This is a genomic window from Streptomyces sp. NPDC002588 (assembly GCF_040295925.1).
GTDB lineage: Bacteria > Actinomycetota > Actinomycetes > Streptomycetales > Streptomycetaceae > Streptomyces.
In genome coordinates this window covers 25010-40805 of record NZ_JBEOWF010000030.1, presented here as the reverse complement: position 1 = coordinate 40805, position 15796 = coordinate 25010, and the positions used below count along the sequence as shown (strand labels likewise).

Sequence of the window (15796 nt, the reverse complement as noted above, 5' to 3'; positions counted from 1 at the left end):
TCACTCCTCCTGCCTTGCCTGCTTGAGGTCCTGCACATACGCGTCCAGCCGGTCGAAGCTCTCGGTCCAGAACCGCTCGAACCCGCCGGTCCACTCGTGGACCGGTCGCAGCCCGCGGGCGTCAAGGCCGTACAGGCGCTGCTTGCCTGCCTTGCGGTCCCGCACCAGCCCGACCTCCCGGAGCACCCGCAGGTGTTTGGACGCCCCCGGCTGGGTCATCCCCAACTCCTGGGCCAACTCGGTCACCGGCCGCTCACCCGCCCGCAGCAGTACCAGGATCTCCCGGCGCTGCGGCTCGGCGATCGCGTTGAAGACGTCCGACGTCGTTGCTGCTCGTGCCATGGACACCATCGTATGCCGATATCGGCATGCGTCAAACGGGAGACTTCGAGGATCGGCTGCCGCGGTCGGGCTGGATCAGTGAGGAGTGATGCCGTCGCACTCGAACCACACCGTCTTCCCGCCGCCGGATGCCGGTGACACGCCCCATCTGTCGACCAGGGCGGCCAGGAGGAACAGACCTCGGCCGGATTCCGAGTCCGGGTCCACGGTGGTTGTGGGGGTGGGAAGTTCGGGGTGGGTGTCTGTCGCCTCCGCCCGCACGCCCGTCCGCTGCTTCAGGAGGAGGATCTTGCAGCGGCTGTCCGGGACGTGGCGGACCACGTTCGCGATGAGTTCTGTCAGCGCCAACTCGACCGTGTCCGTGAGGTGTTCCAGTTCCCAGATCTCCAGGTGCGTGCGCGCGATCCTGCGGATGTGGCGGGCCGAGTGGGCGCCGGCCGTCAGCGTCATGCGGTACTGCAAGGACACCGGGGACGCGTAGATCGAGGGGAAGTATCCGTTCACGGGACGAGCGTGACGTGCTACGACTACCCTCGGCTACTGAACGAATACAACGCGTTCCGTTGTGGAAGTCGTGAGAGGGGACCCCTCGTGGTGCACATCAACGTCCTCGACCCGGGCGCCTCGCCGCTCGACTACTACGGATTCGAGCTGCGGCGGTTGAGGGAGGCGGCGGACCTCACGCAACGGCAGCTCGGGGACGTTCTGAACTACACCGGCTCGCTGGTTGGGCAGATCGAGACCGCGAGGAAAGTGCCCACGCTCGAGTTCAGCGAGCGGGTGGATGCGGCCCTCGGGACCGGCGGGTTGTTCTCGCGGCTCGTCGTGCTCGTTCTTCGCAGTCAACTTCCGGCCTGGTTCAGGCAGACGGCTGAGCTCGAAGCCCGGGCCATCGAGATCTGTACCTTCCAGACCAACCTCATCCATGGTCTGCTGCAAACTCCGGCGTACGTGCGTGCTGTTCTCGGCGTGCTCGACAAGAGCGACCTCGACGACCGCACCGCCGTCCGGCTCGCTCGTCAGCGCGTCCTCGGGAAGAGCGATCCGCCGGTCTTCTGGGTCGTCATCAGCGAGGGCGTGCTGTGCCAGGAGATCGGTGGTCGGGAGGTCATGCGCGAGCAACTGGCCCACCTGTTGTCCTTCGAGGACGATCCGCGGATCAACATTCAGGTGTTGCCGTTCGCCGCCGGTGCGCACCCCGGAATCCAAGGCTCGTTCACCCTCTTCCGCTTCGCGAGCGACCCCGCCATCGTCTATACCGAGGGGTACGGCAGCGGCCATCCCAGCGCGAACCCGGACACGGTCAAGGACTGTTCACTCCGTTACGATCATCTCCGGGCCGCCGCTCTCTCCCTCAAGAATTCGGCGGAGCTGATCCGGCGAGTGATGGAGGAGCGCTATGGAGAGCAACGTCTGGCGTAAGTCGTCCTACAGCGGTGATCAGGGCGGGGAGTGCGTCGAGATCGCGGAGGCGCCCAAGACCATCGCCATCCGCGACTCCAAGAACCCGACGGGCCCGATCCTCACGGTCCGGCCCGCCGTGTTCTCGGAATTCCTCAGCTGGACGGCTACAGCCGCTGAATGATCGTCCCCGTCGCCAGTGCGCCGCCCGCGCACATGGTGATCAGGGCGAACTCCTTGTCCGCGCGCTCCAGTTCGTGCAGGGCCGTCGTGATGAGGCGGGCGCCCGTCGCTCCCACCGGGTGCCCGAGGGCGATCGCTCCGCCGTTGACGTTGACCTTGGAGAGGTCGGCCCCCAACACCTTCGCCCAGCTCAACACCACCGACGCGAACGCCTCGTTGATCTCGACCAGGTCGATGTCCTTCAGTGACATGCCTGCCTTGCCGAGCACCGCCCTCGTCGCGTCGATGGGGCCGTCCAGGTGGTAGTGCGGGTCCGCTCCCACCAGGGCCTGGGCCACGATCCTCGCCCTCGGCTTCAGCTTCAGGGCGCGGGCCATCCGTTTCGACGACCACATGATCGCCGCCGCGCCGTCGCTGATCTGGGACGAGTTGCCGGCCGTGTGGATCGCCTTCGGCATGACCGGCTTCAGTCCCGCCAGCGCCTCCGCCGACGTGTCCCTCAGGCCCTCGTCCTTGTCGACGAGGCGCCACATGCCTTGCCCCGCCGCCTGTTCCTCCTCTGTCGTCGGGACCTGGACGGCGAAGGTCTCCTTCTTGAAGCGTTCCTCCGACCAGGCCACCGCCGCCCGGGACTGGGACAGCAGGCCCAGTTCGTCGACGTCCGTCCTGGTCAGGCCGCGGTTCCTCGCGATGCGTTCCGCCGCCTCGAACTGGTTCGGCAGGTCTACGTTCCATTCGTCCGGGAACGGCTTTCCCGGGCCGTGCTTCGATCCCGAGCCGAGGGGGACCCTCGACATCGCCTCCACTCCACACGAGATCCCGACGTCGATGACGCCCGCCGCGATCATGTTCGCCGTCATGTGTGACGCCTGCTGCGAGGAGCCGCACTGGCAGTCGACCGTGGTGGCCGCCGTCTCGTACGGGAGGCCCATCGACAGCCAGGCGGTGCGGGCGGGGTTCATGGACTGTTCGCCGGCGTGGGTCACCGTGCCGCCGACGATTTGCTCGACCGCGTCGGCGGGGATGCCGGTGCGGCCCAGGAGCTCGCGGTAGGTCTCGCCCAGGAGGTAGGCGGGGTGCAGGTTGGCGAGCGCGCCGCCGCGCTTGCCGATAGGGGTGCGGACTGCTTCCACGATCACGGGTTCGGCGGCCATGGGTGCGGATCCTCCTCCGAGGAACTAGTACGTGTTCTAGTTCTTCAGAGCAGTCTGCGGACGTGATGTGGGTCACCGCAAGGGTCTTGCAGGCTTAAGCAGCCTGAACTACCTTCACGGCAATCTGTATCTGATGACGCGTCAGATTTGGCTGGAGCTGCCCATGCCCTGTCCAGCGCTTCCCGACGGGTTCGACTTCACCGATCCCGACCTGCTGCAACACCGTGTGCCCCTGCCGGAGTTCGCCGAGCTCAGACTCGCCGAGCCGGTCCGCTGGATCCCTCAGCCGGGCAACGTCGCCGGCTTCCAGGACGAGGGGTACTGGGCCGTCACCCGGCACGCGGACGTGAAGTACGTTTCCACCCACCCCGAGATCTTCTCCTCCTATCTCAATACCGCGATCATCCGCTTCAACGAGCACATCCCGCGGGAGTCGATCGATGCGCAGCGGTTCATCCTGCTGAACATGGATCCACCCGAGCACACGCGCGTGCGGCAGATCGTGCAGCGAGGGTTCACGCCCCGTGCGATCCGGGGGCTGGAGGAGCGGTTGCGGGCGCGGGCCACCGCGATCGTTCAGGCGGCCGTGGAGCAGTCCGGCCCCTTCGACTTCGTCACCTCCGTCGCCTGTGAGCTGCCGCTTCAGGCCATCGCCGAGCTGATCGGCATTCCGCAGGACGACCGGGCCAAGGTCTTCGAGTGGTCCAACAAGATGATCGCCTACGACGACCCCGAGTACGCGATCACCGAGGAGGTCGGGGCGCAGTCCGCGGCCGAGGTGCTCTCGTACGCGATGAACATGGCCGCGGAACGGAAGCAGTGCCCCGCCCATGACATCGTCAGCACGCTCGTGGCCGCCGAGGACGAGGGGAACCTGAACTCCGACGAGTTCGGCTTCTTCGTGCTGATGCTGGCCGTGGCGGGGAACGAGACCACCCGGAACGCGATCACTCATGGGATGCATGCCTTTCTCACGCACCCCGAGCAGTGGGAGCTGTTCAAGCGGGAACGGCCCTCGACCACCGCCGAGGAGATCGTGCGGTGGGCCACGCCCGTCGTCTCCTTCCAGCGGACCACCACCCAGGACACCGAGCTCGGCGGCAAGCTGATCAGGAAGGGGGATCGGGTCGGGCTCTTCTACGCGTCCGCCAACCATGATCCCGAGGTGTTCGAGCGGCCCGACGAGTTCGATGTGACGCGGGATCCCAATCCTCATCTCGGGTTCGGGGGCGGCGGACCCCACTTCTGTCTCGGCAAGTCGCTCGCCGTCCTCGAGATCAACCTCATCTTCAACGCCATCGCCGACGCCATGCCCGGGCTACGGCTCGTCGAGGACCCGCGGCGGCTGCGGTCCGCCTGGATCAACGGGGTGAAGGAGCTGAAAGTCAGCGCCGAGTGAGTATACGTAGCCGTATACTCTGGGCATGGCTGATGCAATGATCCGCGTCCCCGCCGAGGTGCGCGATCGCCTCGCGGTGATCGCCGAGTCCCGAGGGACGTCGATCCGGTCTCTGGTGCAGGAGTTCGCGGAATCCACCCTGACCGAGGAGGAGCGCCGGGAGCGCGCGGAGCGGACCCGCGCGTACCTGGCGGAGCACTTCGGCGTCGAGGTGACCGACGAGGACAGCGCCGCGATAGGGCGCAAGGTCCGGGAGGTGTTCGCTCAGGAGCAGGGGGAAGCCGCGTGATCCTGCACCACCTCGTGCTGGACTCGCCGACGCTGGTGGCGATTTCGGGCAACCGGCAGGTGTCCGCGCTCATCCACTGGGCCGGCTTGGAGGTGGAGACCCGTCTCTGGGTGCCTACGCTCTCGGTCCTGGAAGCCGATCGTGAGTATCTCGGAATCGTTGAGCACGTCGGGCAGTTGGAGTCCGTTCACACCGTCGAGCTGGACTATCCGGCGGCGTTGGCGGTGGCGAGGATGGAGCGCGACGGTGTCCCTCCGGGGATCGGTGCCGCGATCCATGCCGTCCGTCATCTGCCCGAGTTCGGAGCCGACGGGGCCGTCGCCACCGTGCAGCCGAAAGCATATGAAGGGCGCGGCGTGCCCGTGCTCGACCTCAACCGCTGAGGCGGCCGGTACGGCGAAGGCGGCGGTCCCCGGGGATCGGGGGACCGCCGCCTTCGCGCGGATCAGCGGGTGCCGGGCGTGGCTCAGTACCAGCCGTTGGCCTGCCAGAAGTTCCAGGCGCCGACCGGGCTGCCGTAGCGGGAGTTCATGTAGTCCAGTCCCCACTTGATCTGGGTCTTGGCGTTGGTCTTCCAGTCCGAGCCGGCCGAGGCCATCTTCGCGCCCGGGAGGGCCTGGACGAGGCCGTAGGCGCCGGAGGAGGCGTTGGTGGCGTCGACGTCCCAGTTGGACTCGTGCTTCACGATGTTGGAGAAGGCGGCGTACTGGGCCGCGTCCGGGATCATCTTGTGCGCGATCGCCTGGGCCTGGGCGGCCGAGGGTGCGGAGGCCGCGTGGGCGGGCGCCGCGGACAGGGCCATGCCGGCGGTGGCGGCGGCCACGGCGGCGACGGTCAGGGCCTTCTTGGGGGAGGCGATGCGACGGATGACGGAGACGGACACGGAGAACCTTTTCTTCGGGGACAGATGCGGTCGCGCCGCACAGTGACTGCATGCGTCGGCGCCGAGGCCCGTGGGCTCGTCGGCGCCGTGCGACGTCATCCACAGAAGCAAAGTCCGGAAGCGTCCGCAAAGACCCCTTTTGCTAGTTGTGGTCGTATTGGGGGACCTGGTGTGCCGGGTGAGTGCGTGCGTGGCATCCGATACGCGGCACTACCGTGATTAGTAGGTGATGTGGGTCATGTGGGGCGGTTCACCGGTCAACGGTCCTCGAACGTGACCGCGGTCTCGCACGCGGCCCGGCGGGTGGCTCTGCGTAGCTCCCTGAGCACGGCCGGGCCCAGGAGTCAGGCGCGGGGCGTCGGGCCGCCGAAGGGGAGGTGCAGGACCCGGGTGGTGAGCAGCCAGTCACCGTCGACCCTGCGGAACGTGTCCTCGTAGTGGCCGACCTGGACCGGGGGGCCCGCCGGAACGATGCCGCCCTCGTAGCCGTCGACGCGGTGCGTCGAGAAGTACGAGGTGGCGTGGGCGGTGTCCGGGGTGGTGAGCGTGACCAGGACGTTGGACATCAGACGGCGGGAGAGGCGGTCGGCGGGGCGGGAGCCGAAGTAGTCCCGCAGCGCCGCGCGGCCCTTGACCAGCCGGTCGCCCGCAGGCCACTCCCAGCTGCCGTCCTCGGTGAACAGCTCGGCCACGGAGGCCGGTCGGCCGAGGTCGAGGCGGTGGACGAAGTCGATGACGAGGCGCTCGCAGGCGCGCTCGGCGAGAAGGTGCTCCAGGGGGTCCATACGATTGTTTAGCAAGGTCGGCCACCGGTGTGCGAACGGTTTACACCGCGACGTACGTCACCGGATCGCTCCCCGCCACCGCCTCCGCCCGGCCCAGTTTCACCAGCCGCCGCAGATGCGCCTCGGCCTCCGACACCGCGATGTTCCGCGAGCCGTACGGGATCTGCTCCCAGGGGCGGTTCCACTCCATCCGTACGGCGAGCTGCCAGGGGGTGAGCGGGGTGGCGAGGAGGGCGAGGAGGTCGGTGAGGCGGGCCTCGTGGTGGGTGAGGAGCTCGCGCACACGGGACGGGGCGTCGGTGAAGGGGTGCTGGTGGGCCGGGAGGATCTCGGCGGGGGCGAGCCGGCCGACGCGTTCGAGGGAGTCGAGGTAGTCGCCGAGGGGGTCGGTGACCGTGGTGTCGTCGGGGTCCTCGTATAGGCCGATGTGCGGGGTGATCTCCGGGAGGACGTGGTCGCCGGAGAACAGACGGCCGTGGCCGGGGAGTCCGGCCGGATGCTCCTCCTCCAGGTGCAGGCAGACATGGCCGGGGGTGTGGCCCGGGGTCCAGATCGCGCGCAGCCGGCGGCCCGGGAGGGGGAGCAGTTCGCCCGGGACGATCTCGCGGTCGGGCAGGGCGGGGGAGAGGCCGGGGAGGGTGCGGCGCCGGGCCGTGCGCAGGGGGGTGAGGTGTTCCTCGGGGGCGCCGGCGGCCGCGAGTTTCTCCGCCATGTACGTGTACCAGCGTTCGGGGCGGGTCCCGCGCGCCCGGCGCACGATCGCCGTGTCCGCCTCATGCATCGCCACCCACGCCCCGGACGCCTCCCGCACCTTGCCGGACAGGCCGTGGTGGTCGGGGTGGTGGTGCGTGACGACGACGCCGTGGAGGCCGGAGACGTCCGTGCCGCAGGCCGCGAGCCCATCGGCGAGGGCGTCCCACGACTCGGGGTCGTCCCAGCCGGTGTCGACCAGGACCGGGCCGCGGTCGGTGTCGACGACGTACACCAGGGTGTGGCCGAGCGGGTTGTCCGGGATGGGCACCTGGAGGGACCGCACGCCCCCGCCGTGATCGAACGTCTTCGTCATCTGCCCTCCGTCGCCCGCGGTCCCACGGTCGCCTGGCCCCGTGGCTGCCTGGCCCCATGGCCCGTGGCCATTGCCCACTATAACTAGAACTGATGAAGTGTCAGATAGGGCAGGGGGAACGAGTGAGCGGGACGCTCTGACCAGCTGTGGAGCGGTCGTTGTCTGTCGTTGTCGGCCGTCGTCGGTTGTCCTCGGACGGCCCGGAGACGGCCCGGCGGTGAGGCTCCTGCGCAATGGCTCTGGTTGGGTGCGACGGTGTGGCCGGGCCGGCTGGTCAAGTAGCCGTCTCCCTGCCATCCCCTGACGTGTGGCATGAGGAAAGGGGCCTGGATCTCTACCGGGCCCCTTTTGCTCTGCGCGTCGGTGCGCAGTTACTCCGCTGCGTCGCTCTTCAGCACGCCTGCGGCTTTAGCGCCCGCCAGGGTCAAAGTGAAGGTCCCTGTGAACGCTCCGGCCCCTACGATTGCAATCACTGTCACACTGGCTCCCGTGACCAGAAAAAGGATCACGGCAAGCAGGCTGACGATAACTGAGGTAAGGCCGAGAAGGGCGACAATGAGTTTGTTCCTGTCGCCGTTAGAAAAGACTACTGTCGGAGTGGTCATTTTTTCTCCTGGATTGGTTTTCTAGATTTCACCTCCGCGCGTGATACCCCTTCGGCTCAGACGAGTCTCACCGTAGCCGGTCCATGGTCATGTTGGCGAATCGGCCCCCGTCCGCTCCGGTATCTTCATGTTATGAACCGATCACCTCTGTCATTTCGCAATCTCGCACTCAGATTAAAATAGTAATTAAGGTTTCCTCTGAGGGTGGCCGGCGGAAGGGGTCGCCCGCGCATGGCGAGGCGGTCTCTTCATGGCGCCGGTCTGGGGTGCGGGACGCTGCTGCGGCATCGGTCGGCCGGCGCCACGTGGGCGTAACCAGCTGCCAAGGAGCGCGGCGGTAGGCGCACCTCCTGTCTGCCTTTCAGGGCCCTCGGTACCGAATCGGCGTCACCGTCGTACACGAGGTGGGGCTCGTCTGGGCCGGGAGGTACGAACCGGGTCCTGTAGCGCAGCAGGTCGCTTTCGGCGAAGTGGATTGGGTCGGAAAGATGTCTCGCGGGAAGTCGGCCCCGTACGCGCCGTGTCGACGAAACATCTCTTCGTCTGGGCAAAGCCTCACGAATCCGCGATCCGTGGGGGAATGTGAAAGTGTCGTTTTGCCTGAGCCGCGGAGTCCTGTCATCAGGGCACAAGACGGCCGGGAGGCGCTGCTGGCGGCTGTCACTGGGTGACTTCCGATTCGTTGCGCCATGTCGCCGAGTTCAGTTCCAAGAGTTCCGCGTCCTCGGGCGTCACTTCCCGTACCGATCAGGGATCCACGACGTGGAGTGCGCGACGATCCCGTGCCGGTCGCGGTATACGCGCCGTCGCCTGATCACGTCCGAACCGGTTGCGACGTCCAGCGCACCCGCCACGTCTGCGGGTGCAGGCACCGCAGCGGCCTGATGCGAGGGCCGGCCGACCGCGGGCAAGGTGCTCTCCGACCGTCTCAAGCGCCTCCAGCCGACCCCGGCCGCTCGACCGCACGAGCGAGAGGAGTACCACCGCCGGTGCGTGACCGCACCCCCCACCGGCGGGATAACCGCTGGTGGGGGCCTGTTTGGTCCGGACCCTGGCTTAGTTTAACTAGAACTGGTATCAGTTCCTGAGACATCTGAAACGCCGTCAGAAATGAAGGCAGTGGCCATGGCTGAGTTCGTGGAGCACGGAAAGCTGTTCATCGGCGGAGAGTTGACGGACCCGCTGGGCGATGCCGTCATCGAGGTGATCTCGCCGCACACCGAGGAGGTCATCGGGCGGGTGCCGCACGCCTCGACCGCCGATGTGGACCGGGCCGTCGCCGTGGCGCGACGCGCCTTCGACGAGGGGCCCTGGCCCCGGCTGTCGCTCGACGAACGGATCGAGGTCGTCACCCGCATCAAGGACGGGATCCTCGCGCGCCACGAGGAGATCGCCCGCGTGATCTCCTCCGAGAACGGCTCCCCCTACTCGTGGAGCGTCCTCGCCCAGGCCCTCGGGGCGATGATGGTGTGGGACGCGACGATCAGGATCGCCGGGGACTTCCCGTACGAGGAGCGGCGCGACGGCGTGCTCGGGAAGATCCTCGTGCGGCGCGAGCCGGTCGGCGTGGTCGCGGCCGTCGTCCCCTGGAACGTCCCGCAGTTCGTCGCCGCCGCCAAGCTCGCGCCCGCGCTGCTCACGGGCTGCACGGTGATCCTCAAGCCGTCGCCGGAGTCGCCGCTGGACGCGTACATCCTCGCGGACATCGCGCGGGAGGCCGGGCTGCCGGAGGGCGTGCTGTCCATCCTCCCGGCGGACCGGGAGGTGAGCGAGTACCTGGTCGGGCACCCGGGTGTCGACAAGGTCTCCTTCACCGGGTCGGTCGCGGCCGGCCGGCGGGTCATGGAGGTCGCGTCCCGCAATCTCACCCGGGTGACCCTGGAGCTGGGCGGCAAGTCGGCGGCCGTCGTCCTGCCGGACGCGGACATCGCCACCGCCGTCCCCGGGATCGTCTCGGCGGCCTGGATGAACAACGGGCAGGCCTGTGTCGCCCAGACCCGCATCCTCCTGCCGCGCTCCCGCTACGACGAGTTCGCGGACGCCTTCGCGGCGGCGGCGAGCGCCCTCGTCGTGGGTGACCCGCTGGACCCGGCGACGCAGGTCGGCCCACTGGTCGCCGAGCGGCAGCAGCGCCGCAACCTCGACTACATCCGCATCGGCCAGGAGGAGGGCGCGAAGGTCCTGACGGGCGGCGGGCGCCCGCCGGGCCTGGACCGCGGCTGGTACGTCGAGCCGACGCTCTTCGGGGACGTCGACAACTCCATGCGGATCGCCCGCGAGGAGATCTTCGGCCCGGTGATCTGCCTCCTGCCCTACGGCGACGAGTCCGAGGCGCTGAAGATCGCGAACGACTCCGAATACGGGTTGAGCGGCAGTGTGTGGACGGCGGACGTGGCGCACGGCATCGAGGTCGCGGGGCAGGTCAGGACGGGTACGTACTCCGTCAACACCTTCAGCCTCGACATGCTCGGACCCTTCGGCGGCTACAAGAACTCCGGGCTGGGCCGGGAGTTCGGGCCGGAGGGGTACGGGGAGTTCCTCGAGCACAAGATGATCCATCTGCCGGCCGGCTGGGAGGGGTGAGCGGTCATGGGGGATCGCTGGCACGTGGAGGTCGACCGGTCCCTGTGCATCGGCTCCGCACAGTGCGTCCATCACGCCCCGGGGGGCTTCCGTCTCGACTCCGCCCGCCAGTCCCATCCGGTCGACCCGGACACTGACGCGAACGAGCCGGTGCTCGCGGCGGCGGAGAGCTGCCCGGTGGAGGCGATCACGATCACGCTGGTGGGGAGCAGGGAGGCGGTGTTCCCTCCGGAGGACTAGAAATCTTCCTTTCGGGGGGTTACGTCCGGTTGAATCCGTATTATCCTGGTAGTGGCCTACGAGACGAGTGAGGGAGTCCATCCGGAGTAGCCGACTTCGGCGAGACGCGAAGGCATCCGCTGGGGCCGACGTCGACGGAGGGGCTGAGAGGCCGGAAGGCAGCAGTCAGCCGGAAGGCGACCCCCATCACCTGATCCGGGTAATACCGGCGAAGGGAACCCGTCTCGTAGGTTCTTCTCGTGCATCGAACGCATGAGTACGACGCGGCCGGCATCCGGATCATCGAGGGCGGCGAAGCCGTGCGCCGTCGCCCTGCCATGTACTTCGGCGTCGGCCTGGAAAGCCCGGAGCTGCCCACGCGGGCGTTCGAGGCGGTGGTGGGCTGGTCCCTGCATCCGGCCACGCGGGTCGCTCCCGTGCACGCCCTGCGCGTCGAGGCGGAGATCCTCGGCGACCTTGCCTTCTCCGTCTCCGATGACGGGTCCGACGCCTTGGGCGAGGACGCGGTGCCGGTCATCGGCTTCGGTTCACTGATCGGCCCCGACCGCTGGTGCGGCTGGGCCGTGTCCGCCGTGAGCTCGCGCACCGTGGTCGAGGTCTGGCGGGACGGCCGCGGCCTGCGCCAGGAGCTGACGGGTGACCGGCCGCTCGGGGAGCCGGAGGAGTTCGTACCGCCGGCCGGGGCGGGGACGCGGATGGAGTTCGCGCTCGACGGGGCGTTGCTCGCGCCCGGCGCGGCGATCACCGCCGACCTGGGCTCGCTGGACCTGCACGGGGCGGCGTGCGAGGGCTCCGGCGAACCGGTCCGTCTCCGCCTGAGCGACCTGAGGTGATCAGCCGGACGGCCGCGCCGGGTCCGTCACGTCGATCAGGCGGCACACCGTCTCGATGTCGATGCGGACCTGGGCGATGGACGCGCGGCCGGAGAGCCAGGTGATCAGCGCCGAGTGCCAGGTGTGCTCGATGACGCGGACCGCCGAGAGCTGCTCGGGGCTCGGGTCGGTCAGGCCCATCGCGTCGAGGATGATCGCCGTCGTCTGCCGGGAGACCTGGTCGACCTCGGGGGAGACGCTGCGGTCGGCGAAGGTCAGGGCGCGGACCATCGCGTCGGCCAGATGGGGTTCGCGCTGGAGCGCGCGGAAGGCCCGCATCAGGGTCTCCGCGACACGCTCCGCCGGACGGTCACCGGACGGGGGCTTCTTCCGCAGCGTGCCGTGCATGTGCTCCAACTGGTCCTGCATGGTGGCGACGAGCAGATGCACCTTGGAGGGGAAGTAGCGGTAGAGCGTGCCGAGGGCGACCTGCGAGGACTCGGCGACCTCCCGCATCTGCACCGCGTCGAACCCGCCCCGGCTGGCCAACTGCGCGCTCGTGTGCAGGATGCGCCGGCGGCGGGCCTCCTGCCGTTCCGTCAGAGGGGAGGAGGCGGGGCGGTGGGTGGTGTCTTCCGCGGGCATGGGCACCGTTCCGTGACAGTCGGTGAGGGTCGGTGATCACACAGCATGGCAGGGCCTGCGGGTGCGGCGGGTCGTGGCGTGAATCACCTGATCCACTTCTCCCAGTACTCCTACCTGCCGGTAGATTCAGAGCCTCCCGAACGATCAAGTCTGAAACTTGTTCTAGATTAGCGTCCCGTCGTAGTCTCGCGGGACAGTGCAGGCAGAAGGGGGCCCGGAGTGACCGCTGAGGCCAGTCAGTCGGGGCCTGGACAGCCCCTCGCCGCTGACGGCGAGCGACCGCTCGACATCGCACTCCTCACCTATAAAGGGAACCCGTTCTGCGGGGGCCAGGGTGTCTACGTACGGCACCTCTCCCGTGAGCTCGCGCGGCTCGGCCACCGGGTCGAGGTGATCGGCTCCCAGCCCTATCCCGTCCTCGACGAGGGGTACGACGACCGGCTCTCCCTCACCGAACTGCCGAGTCTCGACCTCTACCGCTCCCCGGACCCCTTCCGGAACCCGAAGCGCGACGAGTACCGGGACTGGGTCGACGCGCTCGAGGTCGCGACCATGTGGACCGGCGGCTTCCCCGAGCCGCTCACGTTCTCGCTGCGCGCCCGCCGTCATCTGCGCGCCCGCCGCGGGCAGTTCGACATCGTGCACGACAACCAGACCCTCGGATACGGGCTGTTGGGGGATGTAGGGGCGCCGCTCGTCACCACCATCCACCACCCCATCACCGTGGACCGGCAGTTGGAGCTGGACGCGGCCGACGGGTGGCGGCAGCGGCTGTCCAAGCGGCGCTGGTACGCCTTCACCCGGATGCAGAAGCGGGTCGCCCGCCGGCTGCCGTCCGTGCTCACCGTCTCCGGCATCTCCCGCCAGGAGATCGTCGACCAGCTCGGCGTACGGGACGACCGCATCCACGTCGTGCACATCGGGGCGGACACCGACCTGTTCTCGCCGGATCCCTCCGTGGCCGTCGTACCCGGGCGGATCGTCACGACCTCCAGCGCCGATGTGCCGCTCAAGGGGCTCGTCTTCCTCGTCGAGGCGCTGGCGAAGGTGCGGACCGAACACCCGCACGCCCACCTCGTCGTCGTCGGCAAGCGGCCCGCCGAGGGCCCCGTCGCCCAGGCCGTCGAGCGCTACGGCCTCGAAGGCGCCGTCGAGTTCGTCAAGGGCATATCCGACGCCGAACTCGTCGACCTGGTGCGCTCGGCGGAGGTCGCCTGCGTGCCGTCCCTGTACGAGGGCTTCTCGCTGCCCGCCGCCGAGGCCATGGCCACCGGGACGCCGCTCCTCGCCACCACCGGCGGAGCGATCCCCGAGGTCGCCGGACGGGACGGGGAGACCTGCCTCGCCGTACCGCCGGGCGACGCGGGGGCGCTGGCCGCGGGACTCGGCCGGCTGCTGGGCGACCCCGGACTGCGGGCCCGGCTCGGGGCGGCCGGACGGGAGCGGGTGCTCACGCGGTTCACCTGGGCTCGGGCGGCCGAGGGGACCGTGGCGCGCTACCGCGAGGCGATAGCCGGGGGCGGCCGACGGCCCGCCCGCCCGAACCTCGATGATGTTCCCGACGCAACCGTTTCCGAAAGCAGGGCCACGTGCTGACCGTCGACTTCTCCCGGTTCCCGCTCGCGCCGGGCGACCGAGTCCTGGACCTCGGCTGCGGGGCGGGCCGGCACGCCTTCGAGTGCTACCGGCGGGGCGCCCGGGTCGTGGCCCTGGACCAGAACCGCGAGGAGATCCGCGAGGTCGCCAAGTGGTTCGCGGCGATGGAGGAGGCCGGTGAGGCCCCGGAGGGCGCCACGGCCACGGCCATGGAGGGCGACGCCCTCGCACTGCCCTTCCCCGACGAGTCCTTCGACGTCGTCATCATCTCCGAGGTGATGGAGCACATACCCGACGACAAGGGCGTGCTCGCGGAGATGGTGCGGGTGCTGAAGCCGGGCGGGCGGATCGCCGTCACCGTCCCGCGCTACGGCCCCGAGAAGGTCTGCTGGACCCTCTCCGACGCCTACCACGAGGTCGAGGGCGGCCACATCCGCATCTACCGGGCGGACGAGTTGCTGGCGAAGATCCGCGAGGCGGGACTGAAGCCGTACGGCACCCACCACGCGCACGCGCTGCACTCGCCGTACTGGTGGCTGAAGTGCGCGTTCGGCGTCGACAACGACCAGGCGCTGCCGGTGAAGGCGTACCACAAGCTGCTGGTCTGGGACATCATGAAGAAACCCCTCGCCACCCGGGTCGCCGAACAGGCGCTGAACCCGCTGATCGGCAAGAGCTTCGTGGCCTACGCGACCAAGCCGCATCTGCCGCTCGCGCAGGCGGAGGTGGCGGCCGAGTGACCACCTCCCGGACAGAACACCTCGTCCTGCCCGGGGTCCTCACCGCCGAGCAGGCCGCCGCGACCGTCGCCGGGATCCTCGCCGTGCAGCGCGAGGACGGCGCGATCCCGTGGTTCAGGGGCCATCACCTCGACCCGTGGGACCACACCGAGGCCGCGATGGCCCTGGACGCGGCGGGCGAGCACGAGGCCGCCGAGCGGGCGTACCTGTGGCTGGCCCGGCACCAGAACGAGGACGGCTCCTGGTACGCGGCCTACGCCGACGGCGACTTCGGCGAGGTCACCGACCGGGGCCACGAGTCGAACTTCGTCGCCTACATCGCCGTGGGCGTCTGGCACCACTACCTGTCGACCGGCGACGACACCTTCCTGGACCGCCTGTGGCCGACCGTGTACGCGGCGGTCGAGTGGGTGCTGCGGCTGCAGCGGCCGGGCGGACAGATCGGCTGGCGCCGCGACGAGGACGGCACCGCGGCCGAGGACGCCCTCCTCACCGGGTCCTCCTCCGTGCACCAGGCGCTGCGCTGTGCTCTCGCCATCGCCGAGCAGCGCGAAGAGCCGCAGCCGGACTGGGAGTTGGCGGCGGGCGCGCTGCGGCACGCGATACGGCGCCACCCGGAGCGGTTCCTCGACAAGGACCGCTACTCGATGGACTGGTACTACCCGGTCCTGGGCGGGGCGTTGACCGGGACGGAGGCCAAGTCCCGCATCGAGGCGGACTGGGAGCGCTTCGTCGTGCCCGGCCTCGGGGTGCGGTGTGTCGTGCCCAACCCCTGGGTCACGGGCGGCGAGTCGGCCGAACTCGCCCTGACGCTCTGGGTGATGGGCGAGTCCGACCGTGCGCTGGAGATCCTGCAGTCCATCCAGCACCTGCGCGACGCCGAGTCCGGCCTGTACTGGACGGGGTATGTCTTCGAGGACGAGGCGGTCTGGCCGCGCGAACTGACCACCTGGACGGCGGGCTCACTGCTGCTCGCGGTCGCGGCGCTGGGCGGCCACGAGGCGACCTGCGCCGTGTTCGGCGGCGAGCAACTGCCCCTGGGACTGGAGACCGACTGCTGCTGAGCGGCCGGT

General features: G+C 69.1%; 20 protein-coding genes. 11 read left to right on the top strand and 9 right to left on the bottom strand.

The genetic code is table 11. The annotated features are described in order from the left end of the window. Together ABT057_RS30470 and ABT057_RS30465 are read right to left on the bottom strand one after the other, a co-directional pair. Positions 1–342: an ArsR/SmtB family transcription factor gene (locus tag ABT057_RS30470; protein WP_352346840.1), complete on the bottom strand. Its 342-nt coding sequence runs from the start codon at positions 340–342 to the stop codon at positions 1–3. A 75-nt stretch (positions 343–417) separates the two neighbouring features. Then, complete coding sequence (locus ABT057_RS30465; protein WP_352346839.1) at positions 418–846, bottom strand: ATP-binding protein; 429 nt, start codon at positions 844–846, stop codon at positions 418–420. A gap of 87 nt (positions 847–933) precedes the next feature. On the opposite strand from ABT057_RS30465, the gene ABT057_RS30460 reads away from it, so the two are divergent. Both ABT057_RS30460 and ABT057_RS30455 read left to right on the top strand, forming a co-directional pair. Beyond that, positions 934–1764, top strand: coding sequence for a helix-turn-helix domain-containing protein (locus tag ABT057_RS30460; RefSeq protein ID WP_352346838.1), 831 nt, complete (start codon positions 934–936; stop codon positions 1762–1764). Next, the gene (locus ABT057_RS30455) at positions 1742–1927 is read left to right on the top strand and encodes a DUF397 domain-containing protein (protein ID WP_352346837.1); all 186 of its coding nucleotides are present in this window, start codon (positions 1742–1744) and stop codon (positions 1925–1927) included. Before ABT057_RS30460 ends, ABT057_RS30455 begins: the two co-directional genes overlap by 23 nt. Here ABT057_RS30455 and ABT057_RS30450 read toward each other — a convergent pair. After that, positions 1911–3080, bottom strand: a complete 1170-nt coding sequence (locus ABT057_RS30450; protein WP_352346836.1) for a steroid 3-ketoacyl-CoA thiolase — start codon at positions 3078–3080, stop codon at positions 1911–1913. The two genes, ABT057_RS30455 and ABT057_RS30450, sit on opposite strands and share 17 nt — an antisense overlap. Positions 3081–3243: 163 nt before the next feature. Here ABT057_RS30450 and ABT057_RS30445 point away from each other — a divergent pair, with 163 nt between their 5' ends. Genes ABT057_RS30445 through ABT057_RS30435 form a run of 3 tightly spaced genes read left to right on the top strand, consistent with a single transcriptional unit; the run spans position 3244 to position 5151 of the window. Continuing rightward, positions 3244–4479: a cytochrome P450 gene (locus tag ABT057_RS30445; RefSeq protein WP_352346923.1), complete on the top strand. Its 1236-nt coding sequence runs from the start codon at positions 3244–3246 to the stop codon at positions 4477–4479. A gap of 25 nt (positions 4480–4504) precedes the next feature. Next, complete coding sequence (locus ABT057_RS30440) at positions 4505–4768, top strand: hypothetical protein (protein WP_352346835.1); 264 nt, start codon at positions 4505–4507, stop codon at positions 4766–4768. Then, complete coding sequence (locus ABT057_RS30435) at positions 4765–5151, top strand: PIN domain-containing protein (RefSeq protein WP_352346834.1); 387 nt, start codon at positions 4765–4767, stop codon at positions 5149–5151. Before ABT057_RS30440 ends, ABT057_RS30435 begins: the two co-directional genes overlap by 4 nt. 83 nt (positions 5152–5234) lie before the next feature. Here ABT057_RS30435 and ABT057_RS30430 read toward each other — a convergent pair whose 3' ends face one another. The 5 genes from ABT057_RS30430 to ABT057_RS30410 form a co-directional block, all read right to left on the bottom strand. Next, positions 5235–5651, bottom strand: coding sequence for an aggregation-promoting factor C-terminal-like domain-containing protein (locus ABT057_RS30430; RefSeq protein WP_352346833.1), 417 nt, complete (start codon positions 5649–5651; stop codon positions 5235–5237). A gap of 344 nt (positions 5652–5995) precedes the next feature. Continuing rightward, on the bottom strand, positions 5996–6436 hold the full coding sequence (locus tag ABT057_RS30425; RefSeq protein ID WP_352346832.1) for a nuclear transport factor 2 family protein: 441 nt from the start codon (positions 6434–6436) through the stop codon (positions 5996–5998). A gap of 40 nt (positions 6437–6476) precedes the next feature. Further along, positions 6477–7502: a Strvi_7410 family MBL fold metallo-hydrolase gene (locus ABT057_RS30420; protein WP_352346831.1), complete on the bottom strand. Its 1026-nt coding sequence runs from the start codon at positions 7500–7502 to the stop codon at positions 6477–6479. 371 nt (positions 7503–7873) lie between these two features. Next, the gene (locus ABT057_RS30415) at positions 7874–8107 is read right to left on the bottom strand and encodes a hypothetical protein (RefSeq protein ID WP_352346830.1); all 234 of its coding nucleotides are present in this window, start codon (positions 8105–8107) and stop codon (positions 7874–7876) included. A 731-nt stretch (positions 8108–8838) separates the two neighbouring features. Continuing rightward, on the bottom strand, positions 8839–8961 hold the full coding sequence (locus ABT057_RS30410; RefSeq protein WP_502973990.1) for a hypothetical protein: 123 nt from the start codon (positions 8959–8961) through the stop codon (positions 8839–8841). Between the two features lie 271 nt (positions 8962–9232). Here ABT057_RS30410 and ABT057_RS30405 point away from each other — a divergent pair, with 271 nt between their 5' ends. The 3 genes from ABT057_RS30405 (at position 9233) to ABT057_RS30395 (ending at position 11763) form a co-directional block, all read left to right on the top strand. After that, positions 9233–10690, top strand: coding sequence for an aldehyde dehydrogenase (locus tag ABT057_RS30405; RefSeq protein ID WP_352346829.1), 1458 nt, complete (start codon positions 9233–9235; stop codon positions 10688–10690). Between the two features lie 6 nt (positions 10691–10696). Further along, the gene (locus ABT057_RS30400) at positions 10697–10930 is read left to right on the top strand and encodes a ferredoxin (protein ID WP_352346828.1); all 234 of its coding nucleotides are present in this window, start codon (positions 10697–10699) and stop codon (positions 10928–10930) included. Between the two features lie 239 nt (positions 10931–11169). After that, positions 11170–11763: a hypothetical protein gene (locus tag ABT057_RS30395; RefSeq protein ID WP_352346827.1), complete on the top strand. Its 594-nt coding sequence runs from the start codon at positions 11170–11172 to the stop codon at positions 11761–11763. On the opposite strand, the gene ABT057_RS30390 is transcribed toward ABT057_RS30395, so the two are convergent. Further along, complete coding sequence (locus tag ABT057_RS30390) at positions 11764–12387, bottom strand: TetR family transcriptional regulator (RefSeq protein WP_352346826.1); 624 nt, start codon at positions 12385–12387, stop codon at positions 11764–11766. It abuts the gene before it with no gap. Between the two features lie 219 nt (positions 12388–12606). Between ABT057_RS30390 and ABT057_RS30385 the strand changes: the two genes are divergently transcribed. Genes ABT057_RS30385 through ABT057_RS30375 form a run of 3 tightly spaced genes read left to right on the top strand, consistent with a single transcriptional unit; the run spans position 12607 to position 15787 of the window. Next, complete coding sequence (locus ABT057_RS30385) at positions 12607–13983, top strand: glycosyltransferase family 4 protein (protein WP_352346825.1); 1377 nt, start codon at positions 12607–12609, stop codon at positions 13981–13983. After that, positions 13977–14723 carry a class I SAM-dependent methyltransferase gene (locus tag ABT057_RS30380; RefSeq protein ID WP_352346824.1) on the top strand — a complete coding sequence of 249 codons (747 nt, stop codon included), beginning with the start codon at positions 13977–13979 and terminating at the stop codon, positions 14721–14723. The genes ABT057_RS30385 and ABT057_RS30380 overlap by 7 nt, the downstream gene beginning before the upstream one ends. Continuing rightward, positions 14720–15787, top strand: coding sequence for a prenyltransferase (locus tag ABT057_RS30375; protein WP_352346823.1), 1068 nt, complete (start codon positions 14720–14722; stop codon positions 15785–15787). The genes ABT057_RS30380 and ABT057_RS30375 overlap by 4 nt, the downstream gene beginning before the upstream one ends. The last annotated feature ends 9 nt before the right edge of the window (positions 15788–15796 follow it).

Excerpts from the sequence above, each read along its gene's own strand:
- ABT057_RS30390 (WP_352346826.1), bottom strand. The coding sequence starts at position 12,387 with ATGCCCGCGGAAGACACCACCCACCGCCCCGCCTCCTCCCCTCTGACG.
- ABT057_RS30440 (WP_352346835.1), top strand. The coding sequence starts at position 4,505 with ATGGCTGATGCAATGATCCGCGTCCCCGCCGAGGTGCGCGATCGCCTC.
- ABT057_RS30455 (WP_352346837.1), top strand. The coding sequence starts at position 1,742 with ATGGAGAGCAACGTCTGGCGTAAGTCGTCCTACAGCGGTGATCAGGGC.
- ABT057_RS30400 (WP_352346828.1), top strand. The coding sequence starts at position 10,697 with ATGGGGGATCGCTGGCACGTGGAGGTCGACCGGTCCCTGTGCATCGGC.
- ABT057_RS30470 (WP_352346840.1), bottom strand. The coding sequence starts at position 342 with ATGGCACGAGCAGCAACGACGTCGGACGTCTTCAACGCGATCGCCGAG.
- ABT057_RS30420 (WP_352346831.1), bottom strand. The coding sequence starts at position 7,502 with ATGACGAAGACGTTCGATCACGGCGGGGGCGTGCGGTCCCTCCAGGTG.
- ABT057_RS30445 (WP_352346923.1), top strand. The coding sequence starts at position 3,244 with ATGCCCTGTCCAGCGCTTCCCGACGGGTTCGACTTCACCGATCCCGAC.
- ABT057_RS30415 (WP_352346830.1), bottom strand. The coding sequence starts at position 8,107 with ATGACCACTCCGACAGTAGTCTTTTCTAACGGCGACAGGAACAAACTC.
- ABT057_RS30450 (WP_352346836.1), bottom strand. The coding sequence starts at position 3,080 with ATGGCCGCCGAACCCGTGATCGTGGAAGCAGTCCGCACCCCTATCGGC.
- ABT057_RS30405 (WP_352346829.1), top strand. The coding sequence starts at position 9,233 with ATGGCTGAGTTCGTGGAGCACGGAAAGCTGTTCATCGGCGGAGAGTTG.
- ABT057_RS30425 (WP_352346832.1), bottom strand. The coding sequence starts at position 6,436 with ATGGACCCCCTGGAGCACCTTCTCGCCGAGCGCGCCTGCGAGCGCCTC.